A 25356-nucleotide genomic window follows, 5' to 3' on the forward strand; every position below is an offset into this window, starting at 1 on the left:
GTAAAGGCGGCACCGTAATCTGCCGCCAGCGTAAAGCCCGAGCTGCTCCGGACGTCCGACTCGATCCGCAGCTCGTAGCGGTCCGGCGACAGCGCTCCGAACTCCAGCAACACCCTGTTGGCGTCCGCTTCGTAGTTCACCGACTGCGGGCGCAGGATGCCGCTCGCCTCGCCCGCGAGCTGATAGTTGTCGGGGTTCAACACCGACGCCGGATCGCTTGCGTCGCCCGCGAACATGCTTTGGTCGAAGGTGACGGTCACGAGTTCGAACGGCAGCGCCACTTCCGCATCTGGGGCCGGAGTCGTGAAGGCGACCTCGGGGAGGCGAATCGGGGCGATCTCGTCGATTTGGTTTGACTGGCTCAGCAAGATGCGCCCGTCCGGCGTCGTCTTGACGGTGTCGCCGCGGCTGCCGGTCTTTGCGATGGGTGCCACGCGGAGGGAGGCCAGCTCTACGGCGAGCAAGTCGCCGCCGTGACCCTTGGCATCGCAGTTGTTGGAGACGAACAGCAAACCCGCCAGCGCGGTCTCGGGCAAGCCGAAGGCCAGCGAATCTACTGGCGACTCCAGGTCCAGCATCAACTGGGCGTCGCCGTCCTCCTCGAAGCGCACCACCTGCCCGCGCTCGGGCCACAGCGCTGCCCAGAGCTCGCCGTCAGGCGAAAACGTCAAATTCCCCACTCGCAGGTCGCTGAAGAGACTGAACGCGCCCGTTGAGGGGTCGAAGACTTCCACCCCCTCGCTCGAGGAGACGTAGACGAGACCATCGGCGGCGATCACCAGGGATTGGGTAATGCCGTTGCCGAACTCGCCGAGAATCGCGCCGGTGTCGGGGTCGAGCTGCAGCAGCGGCCCGCCGCCCGTGGTCGCCCAGAGGCTGCCATCCGAGTCGAATTCCAGATCGAATACCGGATAGGGCAGCGTCGCGAAGGGCGCTTCCAGTTCGCCGCCCAGCTTGTCGATGCGATAGAGCGCGCCGCGGTTCTGCCCGCCGCTGGCAATAACCGAGCCGTCGTCGAGGACGGCGATCGCTAGGGGCGCGATCTCGGCATGGCTGCCGGGGATGCCGGTGGCAAAGGCTTGGGCAGTGAAGGGTGTGATAACTTGGGCGAACTCGGAGCGCGCGACGTCGGGCTGCGTCCCGGGGATTTGCTCCAGCAATTCGGGGAACAGCAGGTTAACGATCGGCGCGACGACCGCTGGCGGAGGCAGCAGTTGTGGAGCGCCGGTGCGTTCGACGGTCGGTAGATTGCCTAAGTTGACGGCCGAACCGTCGTCGGGCACGGCGCGGCTGACGTCGGGCGTCTCCTGGTTGCCGGCCGCGTCGGTGGCAACGGCCAGGAACTCGTAGCTGCGCCCGGCTTCTCCGGGGAAGATCGCGGCGGTCTCGGTCGTGCGCTGCTGCCAGATGGTGAAGTCGCCGCCGTCTTCGGCAACGTACACCGTGACGTGCTGTACGCCCGAGCCGCCCTCATCGTCGATGGCGGTCCACGCCACCTCGAAGTCGCTGCCGCCAGGCACCAACGGCGTGACAGTCAGCGTCGTGGTAGGCGCGACGGCATCGAGCACGTTGGTGACGACGCGCGTGTCGCTCGGTGCGGCAGTGTTGAAGATGACCCGCGCGGTGCTGTCGAGTTCGGCACCCGTCTCGGCTGCGGACGACGCTTCGATGTGGTAGGTCACGAAACCGATGCCCGCGCCATTAGCATCGTTCGGCGGCAGCAAGCCAAAGTCGGGGTTTTGGAACACCTCGCCGGTATCGGGATCGATCGCCTGCAGCAGCCAGGACGCCGTATTCGAGAGTGGATCGAGCCCGGCGCTGACCCGCAGGATGAAGCCGAGTTCGTCGACGAAATCGAAGTCGCTTTGGAGAACGCCGCGATCGCGTGGCATGCTGACCTGAATGTCCCCAAGGCGCAGGTCGCCGAGGGTGAACGTGCGCGGGTCGAGGTCGGGGTCGATTTCGCTGACGATGCGAATTTCGCTGACGGCAGTGCTGGCAGTCGACGCGTTCTCGAAGCGGATCGTATAGGGCAGGGGCGTCTCTGCCGGCACGAAATTGTCGGTGCCGTTGCCCACTGGACCGCTTAAAAAGACCCGCTCGCTCTCGCCGCCAGCGAGGTTGAGGAACTGGGCGAAGTTGGGCGGCGGCACCTCGACGTACGGTGGCAGGTCCACCTGTGCCTTACCGAAAGGCACGTATATGTTGAAGGCGAGGCTGTGGGTGGGTGCCGTCAGCCCGAGGTCGTAGGGGGCGAGGTCCGGGGCCGGCGAGATGCGCGGGTCGCCGAGGAAGGCGTTGGGGTCGATGAGGTTGGGGTCGTCTCCGTACCAGCGACGCAGCTGCTCGAAGAAGCCCAGCAGGTCGCCGTCGGTGAGGATCTGCTCGCCGCCAGCGCCCACCAGCAGACCGGTCGCCAAGGTCGCCATCAGGCTGAGCACCAATGGATTTTCCCGTACGGGCGGTGCTTCGTTCTCGGGGCGCAGCAGACCGGCGTCTTCCAACGCGGCGAGGTAGGAAGCGGTCCAGGTGTCGGCATCGGCGGCCAGGTTGACGAGGCTCGTGGAGGCAGTATCGTCGAGGAGGACGGCTTGGCGCAGGCGCTCGGCTTCGGCCGTTTGCTGCGCGACGAACTCGTCCCGGGTCAGCGCCGTTGCCGTCGCGAGCACGTGGAAAGCGAAGGCAATTTTCGGATCGTCCAGACCGCGTTTATCGAGCTTTTCGTCAAAGACATCGGGCTCGATCGCGAACAGCTGTGGGAAGCCCTGATAGGTCTGGAGGTTGAAGCTACGCCCTACGAATCCGCCCGTGGGGAGGTCGACGATGTAACCCGGTGCCAAGATCGTACCCGTGGTGTTGAGGTCCGAACGCAAGCTCGCCCAGGACACGTTGTTGCGGGCGTTTTCCGGCGCGCCGCGCAGGTTGGAGGTGAAGGTAACGTAGGGCAACTCCTCGATGCCATCTTCTTCAAACGCTTGCTGGCGCGTTTCCTCGTCGAATAAGGTGTAGAGAAACTCGTTGACATCCAGCTCCGGGGCGCCGTACTGGAAGAAGACGTAGGGCGTGTCGATGTTGGTCAAGCTTTGCACCGAGACGCCGTAGGTGCCCACTTCGCCCAGATCCAACACCCGCGGTCCGCCCACGCCCACGGTGACGTCCGGCTGAATCCAGCGCTCCACCAAATAGCGATAGGGAATAACGGCTTCCGCGTCTGGGTTCACCACCTTCACGTCGTATAAGCCGTGGGTTGCGTCCGTGAGATCGAAGATGCCGCGAATCCAGGTGCTGTCGAAGACTGCCCAATCCACCGGCTCGAATTCGGCGATGCCGGGACGCACCAGTTTGGGCACGGCATCGGGGTGGAACTGTGCGCCGAAGATATCGACCGTGACGTAGCGGCTGTCCCCGCCGCGATCGGTTTGCACGTCGGTAATCGCGAAGGGCAGCACGTCTACCAGCAGCGTCGTCGTCGTGTCGGGCGCGGGCTGCGCGAAGCCGCGCACCAAAATGTAGTAGGTGCCGGGTTCGGTCGTCGGCACCACGGCCGTTTGGTCGGCGGCGAGCTTGCCATCGTAGCTGGCGTCGAATTCCGTGCCGGTCGGGGGCAGTCCGAAGCGCACGAACACCTCGTTGGCAGCGTCGTCGTCGGACGAGTCGAGGGTCACTTCTAAGGTTTCGCCCAGCCCGACCTCAACTTGGAACAAGCGTACGTCGCCCGTGCTCAGTGCCAGGTCCACCGGTACGCCGAGCTGAATTTCCTCGACGGTGACGTTGAGGGTATCGGCTGAGGCGGTGCGGTTGTTGGCCTCGTTTTCGGCTTCGTGGACCTGGTTGAAGATGTCCGGACGCACGATCGCGCGATACGTCCCGGGGGCGACGGGCGGCAGCGTTGCCTCTAGCCTCAGCGTGTAGGACTCATTCGTGCCCAGCGGCGAACCCGTTCGCGTCGCGCGGCCTAGTAAGCGGTCTTCGATATCCCAAACGTTGTCTTCAGAGAGGTAGACGGCATCTTCCCAACTGCCGAGCGCCTCGAACTCGCTGTAGTTGGTAACGGTCCATTCAACGGAGAGTGAGTTGCCAACCTGCACCGAAACCGGGAGTTCGATGGTATCGACCTGCAAGTCGGCCGGCGGCGGCAGCTCCAGCAACAGCGGCTGTGGGCTGGGCGTGGCGTTGTTGAACTCAAAGTCGCCCTCAAAGACAAGACCCGTGAGGCGATCGCGATCGAGGTCTAACGACGGCGGGTCGGTCAGCACGAAGACATAGAACGGACCTTCCAGATAAGTCGGGCTGAGGAAGCGCTGGGTGGCGGTGTAGCTCGCGCCGGCCGCCAAGCCGTTCTGGTAGCCAGCGAAGCTTCTGTCGTAATCGAACAAGCCGATGAAGTAGTCGCTCTGGCGATCGAGGAACTCGTCGCGCGAGAGGTAGACCAGATCTTGCCAGGTGTTCTCGCCGGGGAAGGTGTCGCCCGTTCCTCGGTTGGTGACCGTGTAGGCAACCTCGAATTCCTGACCGACGATCGCTCGCTCCGGAATGACGATGTCTGTCACTTGCAAGTCCGGCGACGGCTTCAACTCGATCGCGAGCGGTGCGGCGGTGATGTTATTGCCCTCGCCTCGGAATTCCGGCACGCGCGCGGGGGTGCTGGGGTCTTGGGAGCTTTCGTAGAAGATGCTGGCGTCATCTGGCAAACCGAGTTTTCTGACGCGGCGATCGTTGCGGTCGACCAGGTTGGCGTCGGTGAAGACCAGGAGGTAGAAGTCACCTTCGATGCCATCGGGCAGTTGCACCCTAGCGGTGCGCGTATATGAGTCGCTCTCAGCTAGCGGCCCGCCGCTGCGTTCGAACTCGCCGAGGATGATGTCCTGGAAGTCCAAGGACGGGTCGCGCGAAAAGTAAACGCGATCGGACCAAATACCTTCGCGGGTGTCGCGGTTGCCCTCGTTGCTGACCGTCCAGGTCACTTCGATTTCGCTGCCGGAGAGTACCGAGTTGGCGGGGACGACGAGGTCGGCAACCTGTAAGTCGGGCTCGCGGTAGATGACCGGAATCGGCGAGGAGTTGAGGTTGTTGAAGCCGTATTCGTAGGCGTTCCTGGTGAATAATTCGTAGAAGTATGTGTTAGGGCCGCCGGTCGGCAGGCTGCTGCGTTTGAAGATTGCTTCGTTGGTGATGACGTAGATGAAGAAATCGCCGCCGATCCCCTTCGGCAAGCGGATCTCCTCCTCGCGCGTGTAGCGATCGCCCGCGGCGAAAATGGTCTCCGGCGCATAAGTGTAACTACCGAGCTTTGTGATGCGGTCGGGGCTGGGAATGAAGGTCGGGTCGGCGGAGAAATAAACCGTGTCTTGCCAGTAGCGCGTGCCGCTCCAGACATCTGCCCCCCGGTTTTCAACCGTCCAGGCAACCGTGGCAAACTCGCCCGAATCGTTAGGGGCAGAGACCGTCACGTCGGTCACGAGCAAATCGGCAACGGTGTTGGTTACTAGCGTCGGGGCCGAATTTTCGTTGTTGTCGGTATACGGGCCTTCCCAGGCTGGCGGGAACTCGCTGTTGGTCACAACGATCAGGTGGGTGCCGACCGTTGCCGGCGACAGGGCGATATCGACGGTCTGGGTGTAGCTCTGACCGGCGGCCAGCCCGCCCTCGCGAACGAAGCGCCCGAGTTCCCAGACCTTCGCCCCCAGCACGCCCAGCTCCGGCGCGTCCGAGAGATAGACCGTGTCGATCCAAGAGCCCTCGGCGTCGTTCCGACCCAGGTTGGTAACCGTCCAACTCGCCGTGTAGGTGTCGCCGGCCGTGCCGATCGCTGTCGGGTCTACCGCCGTGACGACGAGATCCGGCGGCGGTGTCAGCAGCACGGTGGTCGGACCGAGCGAGCCCGCACGCGCCTTGTAGTTGTTGTTATCGACTTCGTTGGGGTCGTCCGGGTTGATGTTGATGTCGAGAGTGTCCTCGGTGACGACGTTGTAGAAGTCGGTCCAGGGCATGACGTACCATTCGCCGGTAATCTGGCGCGGAATCGTGACGGTGACGGTACGCTCGTAAAATTCGCCAACCTGCAGCGAACCGCTATGGCTGAAGACGCCGAGCAGGATGTCGTTGGGTTTGGGCGGCGTGTCTCGGGTCAGGGCCGAGGGCCGGTTGCGATCGCGCGTCAGCCAAATGGCGTCTTGCCAGGAGTCGCGATCGGTTTCGCCGATGCCGAGGTTGCTGACTTTGTAGCGGACTTCGATGCGGCTGCCTTCGAAGGTTTGGTCGGGGGCAACCACGTCGCTCACCACCAAGTCGGCCGGCGGCAGGGGATCGACAAAGATCTCTTGAGCGAAGATGTTATTGCCTTCGTTATCGCTCTCGTCTACTTGGTTGTAGACATCGGTGTGGACGATAACGAAGATCGGTCCGCGGAAGCGAAGTGGAACCTGAGACACCTCTACTTCTGCACGGTAGCTTTCCCCGGAACCGAGCGCGGCTTGGTTGTTGAGGCTGCCGATCAGTAAGTCGTCGTCGCTGATGGCATTATCCAGCGACAGGTAGACGCGATCTTTCCAGCGTGGTGTTGCCGTGCCGACGATACCTTGGTTGATGATGACGAATTCGACGTAAACCGTCCCGCCCGCATCAACGTCTGGCGACACGCTCAGCGATTGGACTTGCAGGTCGGGCGCCGGCGGCAGCGTCACCGTAATCGCACTGTCGTCGGTCGCGCTGTTGTTGCCCGTCGCTCCGCCTTCGTAGAGCGATCGCGTCGTATTGGTTTCGACGACCACCTGGAACAGCCCCTGCACCGTTGAGGGCACCAGGAATTGTTCGGAGCGATCGTAAGACGTGCCGGCGTCGAGCCCGTTGCTGTAGGTGAAGCCGCCGAGATAAATGCGACTGCCGTTAGGGTTTCCTGCTGGCTGCAGGTAGATTTGGTCGCGCCAGGTGCCGATCGCGTCGCCACCGCCCTGGTTTTCCACGGTCCAGCTCACGTCAATGCGCTGCCCGGAGTCGATCGCCAGTGATGGTGCGTCGATGTCGGCAACGACCAAGTCCGGTGCGGGCGTGAAGGCCACGTTCACCGCCTCGGAGACGGCTTTGTTGTTGTCGGTGTAGATGAACTCGTAGGGACCACCGCCCGTGGAGACGACGATGTAGTAGGTCCCGTTCAGTCCGAAGGGCAGCGTCACGTTCGCCGAGCGACTGTAGCTCGCGCCCGGGGCGAGGGCGCCAAAGTGCTCGAAGGCGGTGTCGCCGTTGGCCGTCAGCGTCGCGATGACATTCTCGCCGAGCGGGTCGGTTGCCAGTCGGACAATATCGTTCCACAGGTTCGTGCTCGTCACCCCGATACCTTGGTTGGCAACGGTCCAGGACACGGCCAAGGTGTTGCCGCTTTGTGCATCCGACGCGATGCTGATGTTGGGGACGATGAGGTCGGCGTAAAGACTCGGCGCGACGTCGAAGGTATTGGGTGCGGCAGCAGCGTTGTTGTCGAGCAGCCCGTCTTCGAAGACCGCACCATCGGCATTGGTCTGGACGAACAGCTGGTAGCGTCCCTCGAAAGCGGGCGGCAGGTAGAAGGTTTCGCTGCGGCTATAGCTCTCATCAGGTGCCAGCGGGCCAGCGCGCTCGAATTCTGCTAAGACGCGATCGTCGCTGTTGCCAAAAATGCTGTCGCGGGAGGCAATGATGCGGTCGATCCAGGTATCGACATTGCTGGTTCCCGTTCCTTCATTCGTAACTGACCAAGTGACGGTGACGCGAGCGGGATCGCCGATCGTCACCTCAGGAGCGGTAACGTTTGCGACGGCGAGGTCGGCAAAAGGCGCGAGTTCGATCGCGATCGCCGTTGCTACTACGTTGTTGCTCTCATCGGCAACTTCCACCACGTCGTCAGCAGCATCGGTGACGACGAGTAAGTACAGAGGACCGCGCGCGTGGATGGGTAGGTCCACGTCGAGCGATTGCGTGTAGTTGCTGCCCGCAGCCAGCGGACCGATGTGAGTGGTTTCGAGCAGCAGGCGATCGCTGCTGTCGAAGCGCTCGTCGGTGGAGAGGTAGACGCGATCGCTCCAGTTGCCCAACGCCTCGGCAGTGCCTTGATTGGCCACCAGGACGTCGAGCGCGATCGTCGTGCCGGACATGGCGGTACTCGGAGCGATCGAAATCGTCGGGGTTAGGTCGGCGTGGACCAGCTGCGTCGGAGCGGCAGCGGTGCGGTTGTTGTCCTCATCCTCGCCTTCGAACACCTCTGCGTCCGCGTCGGTAACGACGAAAATCGTGTAGCTGCCGTCAGCGTACTCGGGGATAACAACATCGGCAGTGCCGTTGTAGCTCTCGCCGGGGGCGAGGTCGAGGACGCGCGGGAAGGTTGCCAGCAGCGTGGCATTGGACGGCGTGCCGTCGGCAGAAATGTAGACGCGATCGACCCAGTCAGAGACAGCAACGCCCACCCCGACGTTTCTGACGGTCCAGTCGACAACGCGGCTCTGCCCGGGCTGCGCGATCGCGGGTGCGGTCGCGATCGTCACCTGCAAGTCGGGGTCGGGCTTGCGCGTGACGGCGATCGCCTCGGAGACACCGACGTTGTTGCTGTCGAAGCGGTACTCGAAGACTTGGGTGCTATCATCGGCGGCGATCAGCACGTAGTAGGTGCCTTCGATACCGTTTGGCAGCGTGGCGGTCGTCGTGGCGGTGTAGGTGCTGTCGGGCGCGATCGCGCCAGTATGCACCTCCGTGTCGAGGAGTGTATCGCCGTCATCGAGACTCAGATCGGTGGAGAGGTAGACGCGATCGTGCCAGCTAGCCGTATCGGTTGCGTCAGGACCTTGGTTGCGAACTCGCCAGCTGAGGTCGATGGCATCACCGCTGAGGGCGACGCTCGGGGCAGAAATGGCTTCGACGACCAGGTCGGCGTGAGGCGGCACGACGATGGTGGTGGCGATGGCTAGCAAGTTATCGCTCTCGTCGCTCTCGCCCTGAGCGTTGGCGCGATCGCTCTGGAATAAGAAATAGTAGGTGCCTGCCTCCGTCAAGGCTGGCACAGTCACCGCCGCCTCGAGGTCGTAGGTTGCTCCCGCCGCCAGCGGCGTCTGCGCGTCGACGGTGATGGTTGCCAAGCGCAAATCGCTGCTGTCGAGGACCGGGTCGTTGGAGAAGTAGACCGCATCTTGCCAGTTGGCGGGCGCGGGATCGGTGCCTTGGTTGGTGACGGTCCAGGCGACGTCAACCGTCGCTCCGCTGGCGATGTTGGTGGGTGCCGTCGCCGCGCTGACGGTCAGGTTCGGCGCGCCCAACTCGATCGCGGTCGCCCGCGTGTTGTTGCCGTAGTCTAATTCGGTTTGTTTTTGAAGGCGATCGGTGACAACCAACACGAACCAGTCGCCGGACGCTACGTTGGGGAGAGTAACGTCGCGCGTCAGCGTGTAGCGATCGCCAGCCGCCAGCGGGGTCGGGTCGGTGACGTACGTGTTGGCTAGGAAAATATCGTCGTCGTCGAAGATCTCGTCGGAGGATAGGTAAAGCGTATCGGTCCAGCTGCGGACGGCCGCTCCCGACCCAATGTTGTCTGTGGTCCACTCGATGCCGATCGTCTCGCCGAGGATGCCCGTCGCCGTAGCATTCAGCGCGGACACCACTAAATCCGGTGCGCCGATCGCGATCGGCGTTGCTCTCACATTATCGGATTCGTCGGTTTCGGCTTGGCGGGCGTTGCCGTCGGTGCGCGCGAGTAGATAGTAGTTGCCGGGTGCAGTCGAGCTCGGAATCGTCAGCATGCGATCGCGCGTGTAGCTCGTGTTGGCTACCAGCGGGGTCTGCGCTGAGGTCGAGGTGCTGCCCAAGTAGATATCGCCGCTGTCGAAGGTCGTATCGGTCGATAAATAGAAATAGTCTTGCCAGTTAGCAACCGCGTCCCCGTCGCCGACATTATCGACCGTCCAAGACACCACGATCGCCTCCTGCCAGGCAGCAGTAGCTGGTGCGTTGAGGGCGCCGACCTGCAGGTTCGGGGCCCTCAACGCCAGCGGTACGGCGAACCAGTTGTTGCTCTCATCGGTTTCGCCCTGCAAGTTGTTGGCGTCGGCGACGAACAGCAGGTACTTGTCTCCCGCCCCGAGGTACTCCGGCAGCGCCACGTCGATATCGGTGCGGGCGTAGCTCGTCCCGCCGGCCAGCGGCGTGCGGCCGGCAGCCAGGGACAGCAGGAAGCGGTCCGTGTCGTCCAATACCGCGTCGTCGGAGAGGAAAATCTGGTCGTTCCAGTTCGCGAATGCGCCCGGCGTGCCGAGGTTGTCGACCGTCCACGATACCTGGATCGTCTCGCCCCAGGCGGCACTTGCGGTGGAGCTGCTGGCAGCGCTGAGGGTCAGGTCTGGGGCGTCAATTGCGATCGGCAGGGCCAGCACGTTGTTGGTTTCGCTGCCCTCAGCTAGATCGCCACCCGCATCGGCGACGAATAATAAGTAGCGATCGCCAGTCTGGTTTTGCGGCAGGGTCAGCGAGCGCGTGAAGTCGTACTCGGCAGCAGCTGCCAGCGGCGTCAGTCCGGCCAGCGACTGGCTCAACAGCGACGTGTCCCCCGCATCGAAGGTCGCGTCTGCTGACAGATACACGGCATCGAACCAGGTGGCGGCGGCGGTCGTGTTGCCCTGATTGATTCCCGTCCAAGACACCTCCAGCGTCTCACCGATCGTGGTTGCTGCGGGGGCCGTTGCTGCTGTCACCGTCAGGTCGGCTTGGGCTGCGCCGATCGCGATCGGAACGGCAACGAGATTGTTGGTTTCGTTGCTTTCGCCTTGGTTCTTGCCTTGGTCGGTGAAGATCAACAAGTAATAGGTGCCGTAATCGACCGCCGGAACCCGTAATAGTTGATCGACCCTGTAGCTTTCGCCGGTGGCGAGCGGCGATAAATAGTTGGTATAAAGCGAGGCAAGTTGAGTGTCGCTGCTGTCGTAGCTTGCATTGGTCGAGAGATACACCCGGTCGTACCATGTATCTATGGCTATAACTTCACCGACATTTCTCGTCGTCCAAGAGACCTCTATTTGCTGCTTTCTGAAGGCCGAACTAGGGACCGTCACCTCCGACACAACCAGATCTGGCGCGGCGATCGCGATCGGATGCGCGAAGACGTTGTTGCCCTCATCAACCTCGGTTAAACTGTCGAAAGCATCGGCTAGGAACAGCAAGTAGCGATCGCCCGTCCCGGCATCGCTTGGGATCCTCAGAATCAGCTCGCCCCGATAGGTTTCCCCAACAGCCAGACTGCTGTCGGGGAAATAAGTGTAGGGGTCGTCTAGAAGGCGATCGCCGTCATCGAGGACCGCATCGTCGGACAGGTACACGTAGTCCTTCAATCCAGAGCGGCTCGTAGGTGCGGAACCTTGATTTTGTCCCGTCCAGCTAACGTAGATGCGTTCGCCGAGTGCGGCTGAGGTTGGTGCCGATACCTCAGTAATAACCGCATCCGCACCTTGCCCGCCGAAGTCCACCAACAGTGCAAAGGTATTGTTAGTCTCTAGGATCTCGCCTCGATCGTCATAGACGTCAGTGACAAATACTAGGTAGCGCTGCCCGACGAGGTGGCTCGGCAGTTCGACTGAGTCGTTCCCCGTGCTGTCAACGTAGCCGTCGATCAGAAAGTCGATCGTGCGCGAGAAACTGTCCCCTGCTGCCAAGGGCGTATCTCGGAATCCCTCCCACAGATACCGGTCGATGTTTTGGTTGAAGATCGGGTCGTCCGAGAGGTAAATCCGGTCGTACCAATCTGAGTTGGCGGAGACCGTCCCTTGATTCGTCGTCGTCAAGTTCACCGTCAGCGGTCCGCCCGTCAACAAGTCGCCTGCCGTCACCTCGGCCGCGATCGTCAAGTCGGGAGCGACGTTTGGAGCCGTCAATGTCAGCGCGATCGCGCGGTTGTTGTTGGTCTCGTCGCGTTCGAGCAGCTCTGCGGCTCCATCCGTTACCAAGAGCAGGTAGCGATTGCCGAGTTTGACGTTGGGAATCGTTAACCTCTCGGTGCGCGTGTAGCTGCTGCCGTCCGCCAGTGGGACCTCTTCACCCGTCGTCGTGAAGGAGGTGATGTACAGGTCGGAAGCGTCGAAGACCTCGTCTTCGGACAAGTAGAAGTAATCGCTCCAACCACTCGCTGCTAGCGTGTTGCTAGGGTTGGAGACCGTCCAGGTGACCTCGAAGCGCTCGTGCAGGGAAACCGTAGCAGGTGCTTTAAGGTCCGTTGCCGTCAGGTCCGGTACCGATATCGCGATCGGTCGCGCGAGTGTGTTATTGGTTTTGTCTAGCTCGCCCAGTTTATTGTTGCGATCGCTGTAGACCAGCAGGTAATAGGCCCCCGGCTCGACATTCGGCAGGACAACGGTTTGGACCTGACTGTAGCTCGCTCCGGCAGCCAGCGATGTCAGTGAGCCCCCAGAGAAGTCGGTTATGTAAGTGTCGGTGGGGTCGTAGATCTCATCCCTGGAGAGATAGAGGGAGTCGCTCCAGTTGAAGGGTGCAGCGATGTCGCCCTGGTTTTCGACCGTCCAGGACACCAAGATGTGCTCGCGGGTGGCGGCGGCGGGCGCTACTGAAACATCTGTGACGACTAGATCGGGGACGCGCACTTGGACCGGCAGGGAGAAAGCATTGTTAGCTTCGTCAGTTTCCACTTCATCAGCACGCCCGTCTGCCACCACCAGCAGGTAGTAGTCTCCGGGCTCGATGTCGATTGGCAGGGTAAAGCCCTCGGTGGTGCTATAAGTCGCGCCTACAGCGAGCGGAGTGGAGTTCAAATCCTGACCGATGTACTTCCTGCCCAAGCGCCGATCGCTGCTGTCGAGGACCGCATCCGTTGAGAGGTAAATGTCGTCGTAAATTCCGTAGTTGGCGGCTGCGGTAATGCCCTGGTTAGTCCCCGCCCAGCTCAAGTTTAGGAACTCGCCAGGGACGACCGTTGACCCCACGCCCGTAACATCAGTGACAATTAGGTCCGGACCGGTGCCGTCGAAGTTCAGCGGAATGGCGGCGACATTGTTAGTTTCATCAGCTTCGACTTGGTCGACGAAGCGGTCTGTGAAAACCAGTAAATAGCGCAAGCCAGCAGCATCAGGCAGCCTGACGGTTGTGGTCTGCGTGTAGCTATCGCCGCCGTTCAGGGGCGTTTCGGTGTTGATGTCGGAATAAGCCAGCTGCACGTCGGAGGTGTCGTAGACCGCGTCGCCCGAGAGATAGATGCGGTCGTACCAGTAAGCAGATGCCGTAACTGTGCTGTTATTGGTGACGGTCCAGCTCACGTCGATCGCCTGCTTGGAGCTGACCTCAGAAGCGCTGGCGGTCAAGTCGGTCACCGTCAGGTCGGGACCCTCGATGCGAATCGGCACGATGACGGTGTTGTTGGTCGCGTCCGTTTCACCTTGATAGCCGTTGTGATTGGTGTAGAAAATTAAGTACCGTTCGCCCTCCTCGTCAGCCGGGAGCGTGACGGTTTCGGTCCGCTCGTAGCTCTCGCCTGCCGCGAGCGGCGAGTCACCATCGGAGGGGTACCAGCTGCCGAGCCAGCGATCGTTGCCAGGGACTGGGTCGTGGGAGAGGAAGACGCGGTCGTACCAGTTGCCGGGGGCGATCGCGTAGCCTTGGTTCTCGACTTTCCAAGAGAGGGTAAGTGATTCGCCCACTGCAGCCGTTGCTGGTGACGAGACCGATGCAATCGTTAAGTCGGGAGCCGTCAGCGAAAGAGCTACGGCCGCAATGTTGTTTGTCTCGTCGATCTCACCTAGGTTTTTGCGGCGATCGCTGTAGACGAGCAGGTAGTGTTCTCCGAGGCGACGATTGGGGATTTCGAGGGTTAGGGTGTTGGTGTAGCTCTCGCCAGCTGCCAGGGGCGTCAGTGACTCCGAATACCTCGGATTTGTCTTGGCGTCAGCAAGGTGGGTGTCAGAGTCGTCGTAGACTGAGTCGTCGGACAGATAGAGGGAGTCGTACCAATTGCCACTAGCCGTCACGTCGGCTTGATTCTCCACAGTCCAACTCACCGACACTCTGTCGCGCACGGTAACCGAGGCAGAAGTCTGGACTTGCGTTACGACTAGGTCGGGAGCCGTAAGTTCGATGCGCCGGGCGAAGACGTTGTTGCGCTCGTCAGTCTCGCCCTGGGAATCGTAGGAATCCGTGACGAACAGCAGGAAGTAGTCGCCGGGCCCGTCGAAACTCGGCAGCGTGACGGTTTCAGTTCGCGTGTAGCTCTCGCCAGCCACCAGCGAACTCTTTCTGAATGTTGCGACGGAGGCATCTGCACTGTCGTATACCGAATTGTCCGATAGGAAGACGCGGTCTTCCCAAGAGCCGAAGGCATCGATCGCACTCGGGTTTTCGACCGTCCACGATACCTCAATCGATTCGCCCAAGGCAGCGCCCTCGGGCGCGGTCGCCGACACAAACGTCAGATCGGGGACGGTAATCTCTATTGGCAGGTCTAAAACGTTGTCCGACTCGTCGGTTTCGCCTAGGCTGTTATTAGGATCGGCAACGAAGAGCAAAAAGTAGCTCCCAGCCGTGACATTCGGAAGCCTGACTCTTTCGGTAATGGTGTAGCTCTCACCAGCTGCCAGCCAATTTCCGGCTAAACGGTCAACAAAGACATCGGAGCGATCGAACGTGGAGTCTGCCGATAAGTAAAGGTAGTCGCTCCAATAATCGCTAAAAGTATCGACCGCGGTCGCGTTCTCGACAGTCCACGACACCTCGATGCGCTCTTTTACAGCCGCCTGAGTCGGTGCGTTTGCTGAAGTCACCGTCAGGTTTGGAGCGATAATCGATATGGGCACCGCTAAAACGTTATCGGTCTCGTCGGTCTCGACAACGCTGTTGCCGGCATCTGCCACGACTAGCAGGTAACGATCGCCCGTGGGAGTGTTAGGCAGCTCGAATGTTTGGCTTAGGGTGGTACTCTCCCCCGGTGCCAGAAGGTAAGACCAACCTCCGTCATTGCCAACGTATGTATCGACAGAGGTGTCGAGGAATTTGTCGTCGGAGAGATAAACGCTATCCCTCCTCCACGGCACAACCCATCCCTCTAAGCCCCTTGACAAGGTCGGGTCCGTCCCGTCATTCACGACCGTCCAGGAGAGCTCAAATCTCTCGCCACGGACTACCGTTTCTGGAACTACTGTTGCCGACTCAACCCGCAAGTTGGCATTACCTGCACCAGTCTGAAGGGTATACGCACCGGTGGAACCGCTTAAGTTGCTTGTTGCCCGCACTAAGTAGTTGATGCCGGCTTGTGGGTAGAAGCTCAGCAGTGATTTGGAAACAGAGCCTTGATAACTTACATCTGGACCTCCCCCAATGGCTTGACCCGTGTCGGCATCGATCAGCTGAAGGACCGCGTCAAAGCTCGCCGCAGTCAGCAAGATATTTACTTCAGTACCGACTATTACATCAACAACCGCGTAATCGTCGCGAAAACTGCCTCTAAGGGTGGGGTTATCCGGGTCGTCCCAACTTAGCGTTCCCGTCACCGTCTCGTCCGTCGCGGAGATCGTCGACTCGACGGCGATATTATCTTGGAACGTCTGCAGGGTGTACTCGCCGGTCGAATCTCTGCCGCTGCTCGAAGCCCGCACTAAATAGTTGATGCCGGGTTGGGGCGCAAAGATCAGCTGCGAGTTTCGACCCGTACCATAATAATCGTCTTGAATGACAAGATCGCCCGTGTCGGCATCGATCAGCTGCAGGTATGGGTAGAAACCCTCTGCATTCATCTCGATCGTCACGTACGTCCCGACTGTTGTATCGACAAGCGCGTAATCGTCGAAGAATCTGTCACCGCGGGCGGGGTCGTAAGGGTCGTCCCAACTCAGCGTGCCCCTCACTGTCACGCCCGTCACGGAAATTGTCGGCTCGGACGAGATCTCTTCATTGGCTGCGGCAAAGAAGAGAGCGTCCCCACCCTCAGGCTCGGAGGCGATCGCCAGCCCGGCCGGAGCGTTTGGCAAGAGACTCGCGGGCGCCTCGACCAGCGGCTCGATGTCAGCACTTGTTAGCAGCGGAGCCCTATCGAATTCGTGAGGCTGTGGCTCGAAGTCCTTAGCAAACCCGCCAACAGCGTCATCCAACCAGTCCTGCGTCAGCAGCTGAAAATCGACCGTATCCATACCCTGAGAGCCCCGAGACTGCAATCAATGGCAACAAATGCAAATCAACAGCAATAAACATACATAATGTTTGTGTCGATTTTGTTGCCAAAGTTAGCACTAACAGCGCAACCCTTCAGTTTCCACGTTGCATGCAAGGCAACGGTCCGAATGGCACACGCTAGTGCGGATGCGTGAAGTTACACAAGCGGTATTGTAGTAGTTGTATAGGTTTATTTCCAGAAGACATAAGTAATTCTTTGCATTTGAAGGGATGGTGCGTGGAATTACTGAACAGTCTCGATTCAAACGATTAATGCTACCCGTGAATCGGTTGCAAACGACTGCGAGCGGCTGTTTTGCTTGCAGTACATTTAGTGGGAGATGGCTGTGAGCTCACCCCAAGCAGCAGAGGGGATGCTTGTTGCGTCAGCAGCATCCAGAATGCGCGGTGTTTCCGATCTCGGCCATGTCAGACTATTCCGGGTTTACTGTTGCTATAACCCGGATGGAGTTCGTCCCCACCATTTACCAGGCCTAATTGTACGTGCATGAGGTGAGAGCGGTATGCTCACGGCACTGGGAAATTCCGTAGTTTTACCGGGAAGTGACCCCGGAAAAGTGTGGCTTGCACTATCAGTGCTTCAAGAGTCGAATCCGAGGCAACCCCATCGACTGCACCCTGCTATTGCGACTGCGGTTGAGGAGAATAGCGTATCGACCCCTGGCAAACGGTGTATCGCCTTTAGCAAGGTTTGGGGTCGAGCTGCTTTATCTGGCAACTCAAACGACTATCAATCCCTATGGCGTATGGGTAAATCCTCAGATGTTCGTCGCCTTTTACCATAGGTTGGTCGACCGGACGCCCTGCTAAATCAGAACATCTGGGATGCGATGAATCACCAGCCAGCAGCCCAGGCAGGCACCGGTCAGCAGCAAGCAAATAATGCCGAGCGCGCCGGCCAGCGGTTGCCTCACACCACCCGTCGCCCATCGTGGGGCGCGATCGGTTTCGACTGCGATGGCACTGCTGTCGAGACAAGCTAATCCCCACACCCAACCGGCGTGCAGTCCGACTGCCAACCCGAGCGAGCCCCCGTTACTCCAGCGCGCTAGCACCAACACAATCCCCATAAGAGTTAACCCAGGTAGCTGTGCGATCCCTTCCCGACCGTCCCAGAGTAAATGTGACAGCGAAAACACTGCGCTAGTCGTCCCCAATGCGATCGCGACCGAAGACGTACTTAGTACTGTCGTGTAGAAGAAACCGCGAAACACTAGCTCCTCAGCAGCACCTACGCCGAGTGCTACCAGCAGTAATAAGGGCGCCACAACCACTAGCGATCGCACCTGGGTTGGCTGCCACTGCGCCCACCCACATGTCGTCCGCACGAGCGCAGTTGCGATCGTCCCGGCTGCCCCGAGTGCGAGACCGACTGCAACTGACCCTACCGTCGTTGGCGATCGCAACACGCCGTACTCTGACAGTTCCACGCCATCCAGCCAGGCAGCAAATGCAACTAGAGGGAGCGTCCAAACTTACAGCATGGCGAGCAGAGTAAGCTTGCGACGAGCGGGGAGAAATTGCCCTGGAAGCCACTGCCAAGCGATCGCGAACGGCAAAACGCAGGGCAGCCACAGCAATACCCATGCCGAGAAAAATGCCAGAACCTTTAAGGTTACTGGCAAATCGCTCGCGACACCTCGAACTAATTCAGAAGGCAGCAACTGAAGGAAATCCAAGTTAACACGCGCTCGCAGAAAGTGATTTCCGAAAGCTCAGACCTTTAGCAACACCGATGCCAATTTGCATTTCCAGCAGGCGTGCAAAAGCACCCAAAACAGCTCCTGCGACGCCTGCGGAGTTGTGAAACAACAATATGCTCCCGTTGGTGGCGATTGCTTCCCGGCAACGGACCCAAGTGAGACGAGGAATCGACAATCCGGGAATGAGCCAGCGCAGCAGAACAAATGCTACCGAACTTTATTCGTCCTCGTCAGCCTTTCCGTTTTCCATTAAGCTACCATCGCCTTCGATGTGCACCAAACGGATGTGCTTATAGCCGAGCTTGATCTCGAACTCATCCCCCGGCTTGAGTCCCATTGCTTCAGTGTATGTAGAACCGATCACGATCTGACCGTTCTTGTGAACGCTGACCCGGTATGTCGGCTCGCGACCGCGACCGTCCTTCGATCCTTCGGGATCGAGTGGAACACCCTTAGCGGCAAGGACGGCATCGTAAAAATCGGTCAGGTTAACGCGCACCTGATTATTCTTGGTTACCGTGTAGTAACCGCAGCGGCGGGCTGTTTCCCGGCGCGGCAGGTGAGCGAGCTCTTTTACTTTTTGAAGCAGCGCTCTTCCTGTTAGCGGGGTGGGTGCTTCTGTCATCTTCTTTCCACAGCTCCTTGCAATATCTCCTGCAAACGAGGCATATTCCCTGCCACTTGTTTGGCCTATTAAAGAATATATCGTCGATCATGCTCATTTGACTGCAAGACTCTGAAAAAAGTTCTCAGATAGTGGAGATATCGGAATTTTTTCCTAGGCGTTGTGCCAGTACTCGGTACTAGCGTTTACAGCTGCCGAGAGGGGTTTGTTGGAAAGTGCTGCGATCGTTTTTTCTTCTGTGCCGTTTTTTATATAGAGACAGTATTTGGACGTTGGAGATCGACGCCTTTAGCCTTGGAGTGATGCTGCCAGATGCAGGATGTACGAGACAGGGATGCTCTCTTGGCAAATTCAGCCCCCCTTTGCGGCTAATTGCAACAACGGTTGGGGAAAAGACGAGGGTTGCATTATGTAGATGGATGGCAGCTCGATCGCGCACCGCAATCTCCGGACAAGAGCCCGTCAGGGGTGTCGTAAACTAGTAATCATCCCTTTCGGCGATTGTCGTTGATGATAGCGTGTCATATCAAAGTCGCCGCTCCTTGGAATTTTATTAAGATATTTGTGTGTTCCCAATGGACGTTCGGTTTGAAATCCTGCGCCAAGGGCAAAACGCTGCCCCACAGGTCCAGTCCTATTCTCTGCAAGCCGATCCCGAGCAAACAGTTCTGGATTGTCTGAATCGGATCAAGTGGGAGCAAGATGGCAGCCTTGCCTTTCGTAAAAACTGCCGCAACACGATCTGCGGTAGCTGTGGCATGCGGATAGACGGCCGCTCCGGTCTGGCCTGTCAAGAAAAACTAGCAAGCGTGCTGGCTCGACAGCAGTCGAGTCAGCAAGCGGACCGAACTTTGGAACGGGAAAACCGCTTGCCGACTATCGCGATCGCACCGCTCGGTAATCTACCAGTCATCCGCGATTTAGTAGTGGATATGCAACCGTTTTGGGACGATCTTGAAGCAGTCGATCCCTATGTCAGCACGGGCAGCCGGTCGGTCCCCGAGCGCGAATTTTTGCAAACTCCCGAGCAGCGATCGCGCTTGGATGCAACGGGGAACTGCATCATGTGTGGGGCATGCTATTCCGAGTGCAATGCCAAGTTGGTTGCACCGAATTTTGTCGGCCCGCACGCATTAGCTAAGGCAAGACGCATGACGGCTGATTCGCGCGACGCCCGCGTGGAAGAACGGCTGGAAGAATGCAATGAAGGGACTGGCGGCGTGTGGGGTTGTACGCGCTGCTATATGTGCAATGAAGTTTGTCCAATGGGCGTTGCACCGATGGATCGTATCGGCGAAATCAAGCAGGAGATCTTGGCTCGCAAAGATGCAAGTGCCAGCCGTTCGATCCGCCATCGCAAGGTACTGGTGGAATTGGTTGGGAGAGGCGGTTGGATCGACGAACGGAAGTTTGGGTTGGCAGTTGTTGGAAACGGATTTCGCGATGTCGCAGGACTGGCAAGTTTGGTGCCCTTGGGATTGCGAATGCTAGCAAGCGGCAAATTCCCTCTTCTCTTTGAACCGTCACAGGGAGCCTCAGAAGTCCGCGCGCTGATCGAGACGGTTCGTACTCAGTCCGACCTGCCATCCGCAACCCCAGACGATAAATAGCCGAATAGATACTAATTTTCACAATGCCTACGACAGATGAGGTAAAGAATCCCTAGGATCGAAAGCTCCCGATCTGGCATCTGTCGCATTACTTCCGAGAGTTGGTTATGACTCTTGAGCGTCCCGATCGCCACATAAAAAGTATGAGAGCAGCTCGTATTCTCCACCACTTGTCAGGGCTCAGAGCGGCGGACAAGTGCGTGCGAGACAATTTATATGTTGAATATATATGTTGAAATCGATGTCGAACAGCATTCACCAATCGGAGCGACTGTCCGAATGAATGTCCTAAACTGCCAGCACGTCGCGCTTTTAGTCAGCAACCTGGAACGCGCAGATAGGTTTTATGGCCGCGTTTTGGGGTTGCCTTGCGTTCCGCGCCCGTTGAATTTCTCCGGTGTTTGGTACCAAATCGGTACGTTGCAACTGCACCTTATCGTTCGCGATGACTACGTGCAACCGCTGGAAAACCCCGAAAAATGGGGTCGCAATCCGCATTTAGCGTTGGCAGTGGATGACCTGGATGCCGCACGCACGCGGTTGTTTGAATACGGTTACGAGGTAAAACCGAGTGCATCGGGGCGGGCCGCTTTGTTCGTTCGCGACCCCGACGGTAATATTGTCGAACTTGCTCTGGCTCGCGAGCCGCTATCGACGACGGCGTCAACCAATTCACGCGCTCGTCCCCAAACTTCAGCATGAAGGCAATCGCCTACAGCTACCGCGACCCCCTACTAGACAGTTCGACCCAGTCGGTACTCCCATCGACCCAAGAGATTGAGATTGCCGGTCTATACGAGGATTGGGGCGAGCGTTCGGCGTGGCAGCAGGTGTTGGCAGCTTGCGACTGCGAGCCCCCCGCTTGCGTGCTAGTTCGTTCCCCGAGCGAACTCGGAACGTCCGCTGCCGAAGTTGACGCCGCGATCGCGCAGTTGACCCTCCGCGGAGTAGCGCTAGCCCTTTTGGAGCCGGACGGAACGGTCCGCAAGCTGCCGCTTGGCGACAGGGCAACGCGCGCGGCGATCGCCCAGTGGCAGGACGAGCAAAAACGCCAGCAGCTCCTCCGGGGACATGCGCGCCGCCGCTTGCAAGCACAGCCGCCGCCAGGGAAAGCGCCTTACGGTTACCGACGTGGACGCGATCGCTACGGACTCGATCGCAGCACGGCTCCGGTCGTTAAGGAATTTTGCGATCGCTTCTTGCTATATGGATCGCTACGCGGTGCGGTGCGCTACCTGGAAGCTAAGTTCGGCAAAAAAATCTCCGTAGCAACTGGGCGGCGCTGGCTAACGCATCCGGTGTACCGCGGCGATCTACTTTACAAAACCGGCGAGATCGTCCCGGACGCCCACATTGCAATTTTGTCGCGCGACGAGGCCGCGCAAATCGATCGTCTCATGAAGCGCAATCGCCGCCTGCCGCCGCGCGCTGCTAGCGCTCCCCACTCACTAGCGGGTTTGGTGATCTGTTCCACCTGCAAGCAAGGACTCGGCATTGCTCGAGTCAAGGGACGCAACCGCCAGCAAGCCTACCTCTATCTCAGGGCTGCCCGCTGTCCGCGGCAGCCAACGTGCCGCTCGCTGCCTTACCAAGCCGTCCTAGATCGCGCGATCGTCAAAATTTGCGAAGAGTTGCCGCCAGCTATAGCGCAGTTGCAGTCACCGGACACCGCAGCACTGCAAGTTGCGATTGCCGCTCAGGTGGAGCGCAAGCAGCAGGCGCTTGCGCAACTCCCCGTCCTCGAGCAGCAAGAGATTCTGGATGCCGACACCGCTGCCCTGCGACGCGCTCGGTTGCACGCTGAAATTGCCGCACTCTACGACCGACGCGCCCAACTACCACCGCCCAACCTGAGCGCGATCGCGCGCGAGGTAGCCCTGCCGCAGTTTTGGTACGACCTATCCGAAACCGAGCGCCGATTCTATTTGCGAGAATTTCTCCGTCATATTGAGGTACTTCGCCCCGAATCGGGCGTGTGGGAACTGCGCCTCGCATTTGTATTCTGAATGCAGAAATAAGACGTTTAGCTTGTCAGTGTTTGCCTGCAGGGGGAGGGCAAAACTCACCCAATCTGAAATATTGGGTATTATGAAACATTTTATTGCGGTTGCAGCTGCGCGTTTGTTATTGAGGGGAAAGCTTGCGAAGCTGCATAGGCTCCTTCCGTTCCATAGCATCAGCGTAATCCTCACTATCTGCCGATTAGATCCTGCTTTATGAGGGTAAGGAGTCTAATTTGCTTCAGGTCACCTCGAATAATTCGCTTAGGACCGAAGGTCGGCACCGCAGCACGGGCAATTCCGCTGCCATTCCGCCACAATCCGGCAAAATTTCAAGGGGCCCTTACTTCTTTTCAGCCTCCCATCATTAAAGAGTTACACCTAGCGCAGTGACACCTAACGCAATAATCTGTCTCCAGTTCGATTTAAATTAAGGCGATCCCTGTCCCGCCCGGCAACCGTGCGGAAGTCGTTCGAGCCTCGTGCGTTTAAGTAGCCTCTGAGTTTTCTCGGAATCTGTATTGTCGAGGGCAAGATACCGATCGTCACTCCCTCAGCCGTCCATCGATTGCCCGAGCTGTATGGACCGCTCTAAAGCCTGCTTCACTATTTTGCTCGTTGCCAGCGACCCTGACGAACGTCTGGCAATATGTCGCGTGCTGCAGGGTGCTGCGGGCAATATTGCCATCCTAGAAGCCGCATCGGCTCGCGAGGCGCGGGCGTATCTCGGCACGCATTCCGAGATCGAGTGCTTGTTGCTTGCCGGTCACTTGTCTGACAGCAGCGCTATCGAGGCTTTGACTGCGTTCGACGAGATCGGGAGTAACGTCCCGGTCGTCGCGTTGGTCGATGAGCATGAAGAGAAGGTGGTGGCCGACCTGATAAACGCAGGGGCGCTCGATTTCCTCCCCAAGGCACGAATCGCGCCGAACTCGCTTGTCTGCAGTCTCAACCGTTCCGTCCGCATTCATCGTGCCGAGCGCGCTGCCCGTCAGTCCGATATGCGCTACCGCGCGAGCGAGGAACGTTACCGCCTCATTTTGACCGGTTCCAACGAAGGGTTTTGGGACTGGAATCTTGGGGAGGTGGCTTACTGTGACCCGCGATTGCAAACCATTCTGGGATTGCAATCGGCCACAGATTTGGTAGCCATCGATCGCGTGCGCGCGCGCTTGTGGAGACGCGATCGCGTCCGGCTAGCACGGGCGATCCGCAACCACTTGGACGGAACCGACGATCGATTCGAAATCGAAGTATGCGTGCGCCGTCCGGACGGCAGCGAACGCTGTTGCATCGTACGCGGTAAAGCCCAGCGCGACCTTGGTGGTAAGGCTTACCGCCTATCCGGCGTAGCTATCGACATTACCGAACGTCAGCGAGCCGAGGCACGGACCCGTTTTCTGGCGGAAGCCAGCGAGCTGCTTGTATCGCCCCTGGATTACCGCACGATGTTGAACGATCTGGCGCAGCTTGCCGTACCGCAACTGGCCGACTGGTCGGCGATCGACCTATTTCCGAGCAGCACCGTCGCGTCTGGTTGCACCCTCAAGCGTACGGCTGCCGCTCATGTCGATCCCGATCGCCTCAAGGCGGTCTGGGAGATGCAGCGCGATCTCGATGACTTAGGAGTCGATGACCTAGCTTCAGTCGTGGCACGCAGTGGTTGCTCGCAAGCACTCCTGGTTCGAGACGAAGAGCGCAGTGCATCAAAGCCGCACGCAGCATCTGACTTTTCCGATGCAGCTGCAGGTCTTATCGGCGAGCTCGACTCTACCCGCGCTTACCGGGAGCGGCTGACCTATTTGGGCGATCGCTCGTACCTCTGCGTGCCCTTGCAGGCGGGCGATCGCATCTTGGGGGCTCTAACATTTGCGTGCGGCAGCTCCGGACGGTACCACACTCGCGAGGACTTGTTGCTCGCAGAAGACTTGGCGCGGCGCGTGGCCCTGGCATTGGACAATGCCCGCTTGTTCGAGGAATCTCAGGCTGCTGGCGACAGCTTGCGCCAAGCGTTGCAAATCCTCAGCGGGCAGCAGCAGCAATTACACGCTCTTCAAGAACTGACCAACCTACTCAATCAACGCCTGAGCGACCTACCCGAATTGCTAAAGGTCATGGTTGAAGCCACCTGCGAGGCCGTCGATGCCGCGCAGATTTGCTTCATCGCTCTCTGCGGCGATCGCGATTGCCACCTGCGCTTGACAGCAGCGGCGGGCGCGGGCACCCACAATTTGCGCTTGACGGCAGCGTTGGCTCGAGAGGGCGGTGTCTTGCATCGCGTCTTTGCCGGCGGTCAGCCCCAACCGATTATCACCGAACCCAGTAGTGGTTTCCCTCAGTGCATCTTCGCCGTACCGATCGCGTCCGCACAGTCGGGTCGCTTGGGCGTTCTAGCTGTAGGCAGCTGGGATGCCGCCGATCGTGCCTTTGCACCGGAGGACCGCCATTTGCTCTTGGCCGTGGGCAAACAGGCCGCGATCGCGATCGACAATGCGCGCTTGATCGAAACTCTAGAAGAGCGGGAAGTGCGACTAGAAGCTCAGAATCAGATACTGGCCGCACAGAATGCCGAGCTCGAGCGCCAACAGCGCCATATCCAGTTGCAAAATATCCGTTTGCTAGAAGCCGCCCGCCTCAAATCTCAGTTCATTGCCACGATGTCCCACGAGTTGCGTACGCCGATGAATGCCATCATCGGTTTCTCGCAATTGCTGTTGCGTCAAGCAAGTAGCCTTGCTGCATCGCAAGTGCAGATGCTCGACCGCATCCTCAGCAATGGCAAGTCGCTGCTGGCACTCATCGACGACATCCTCGACCTATCCAAAATGGAAGTCGGTCGGTTGGAGTTGCGACCGGAACCTGTCGACCTGCACTTGCTAGTCAGTAAAACTCTCGAAGAGCTGCGCTCGCTCGCCGATGAAAAACAATTGCAACTCGAACTGCACTCGTTGCTGGTTGATGCGGAAATTGTTAACGATAGTGCTCGCCTGCGCCAGGTGTTGGTCAACTTACTCTCCAACGCGCTGAAGTTTACCGAATATGGAAGCATCTGCGTCCTCTTGAGCGAGCCCGACCCCACAACCATTGAAATATCAGTACGCGACACTGGCATCGGTATGAGCGAGCAGCAACAGGAGCAGATTTTCGAAGCCTTCCGCCAAATCGACCAATCTACTACTCGCCGCTACTCCGGAACGGGTTTGGGATTGGCGATCGCGCGATCGCTGGTGGAACTGATGAAGGGC

Annotated in this window: 8 protein-coding genes (1 of these 8 cut by a window edge); 4 read left to right on the forward strand and 4 right to left on the reverse strand. The window is 59.2% G+C overall.

Going from position 1 to position 25356, the window contains the following annotated elements; translation table 11 throughout:
* The 4 genes from KR51_RS19620 to KR51_RS09335 all read right to left on the reverse strand — a co-directional run.
* Window positions 1-16130, reverse strand: the 5' portion of a protein-coding gene (locus tag KR51_RS19620) for a CARDB domain-containing protein (RefSeq protein ID WP_022607089.1). Its footprint begins 24058 nt before the window's first position; only the first 16130 of its 40188 coding nucleotides appear in the window; the start codon lies at window positions 16128-16130; its stop codon lies off the left edge, out of view.
* 849 nt (window positions 16131-16979) lie between these two features.
* Entirely contained in the window at window positions 16980-17603 is a 624-nt protein-coding gene (locus KR51_RS09330; protein WP_022607090.1) for a CPBP family intramembrane glutamic endopeptidase, read from the reverse strand.
* Window positions 17604-17648: 45 nt separating this feature from the next.
* Window positions 17649-17798, reverse strand: a complete 150-nt coding sequence (locus KR51_RS18850; RefSeq protein ID WP_156915057.1) for a hypothetical protein — start codon at window positions 17796-17798, stop codon at window positions 17649-17651.
* Window positions 17799-18093: 295 nt separating this feature from the next.
* Window positions 18094-18501, reverse strand: a complete 408-nt coding sequence (locus KR51_RS09335) for an AbrB family transcriptional regulator (RefSeq protein WP_022607091.1) — start codon at window positions 18499-18501, stop codon at window positions 18094-18096.
* A gap of 575 nt (window positions 18502-19076) precedes the next feature.
* Here KR51_RS09335 and KR51_RS09340 point away from each other — a divergent pair.
* From KR51_RS09340 to KR51_RS09355, 4 genes are all read left to right on the forward strand, one after another.
* Window positions 19077-20111, forward strand: a complete 1035-nt coding sequence (locus KR51_RS09340) for a succinate dehydrogenase/fumarate reductase iron-sulfur subunit (protein ID WP_022607092.1) — start codon at window positions 19077-19079, stop codon at window positions 20109-20111.
* A 279-nt stretch (window positions 20112-20390) separates the two neighbouring features.
* Entirely contained in the window at window positions 20391-20813 is a 423-nt protein-coding gene (locus tag KR51_RS09345; RefSeq protein ID WP_022607093.1) for a VOC family protein, read from the forward strand.
* Window positions 20810-22117: a recombinase family protein gene (locus tag KR51_RS09350; protein WP_022607094.1), complete on the forward strand. Its 1308-nt coding sequence runs from the start codon at window positions 20810-20812 to the stop codon at window positions 22115-22117. The genes KR51_RS09345 and KR51_RS09350 overlap by 4 nt, the downstream gene beginning before the upstream one ends.
* Before the next feature lie 575 nt (window positions 22118-22692).
* On the forward strand, window positions 22693-25356 hold a 2664-nt coding region (locus tag KR51_RS09355; RefSeq protein ID WP_022607096.1), incomplete at its 3' end, for an ATP-binding protein.

Source organism: Rubidibacter lacunae KORDI 51-2 (assembly GCF_000473895.1).
Taxonomy (GTDB): Bacteria; Cyanobacteriota; Cyanobacteriia; order Cyanobacteriales; family Rubidibacteraceae; genus Rubidibacter; species Rubidibacter lacunae.

What these genes read in the sequence shown, in the direction of transcription:
- KR51_RS09335 (WP_022607091.1), bottom strand. Translation starts at nt 18,501, where the DNA reads ATGACAGAAGCACCCACCCCGCTAACAGGAAGAGCGCTGCTTCAAAAA.
- KR51_RS09340 (WP_022607092.1), top strand. Translation starts at nt 19,077, where the DNA reads ATGGACGTTCGGTTTGAAATCCTGCGCCAAGGGCAAAACGCTGCCCCA.
- KR51_RS09345 (WP_022607093.1), top strand. Translation starts at nt 20,391, where the DNA reads ATGAATGTCCTAAACTGCCAGCACGTCGCGCTTTTAGTCAGCAACCTG.
- KR51_RS09350 (WP_022607094.1), top strand. Translation starts at nt 20,810, where the DNA reads ATGAAGGCAATCGCCTACAGCTACCGCGACCCCCTACTAGACAGTTCG.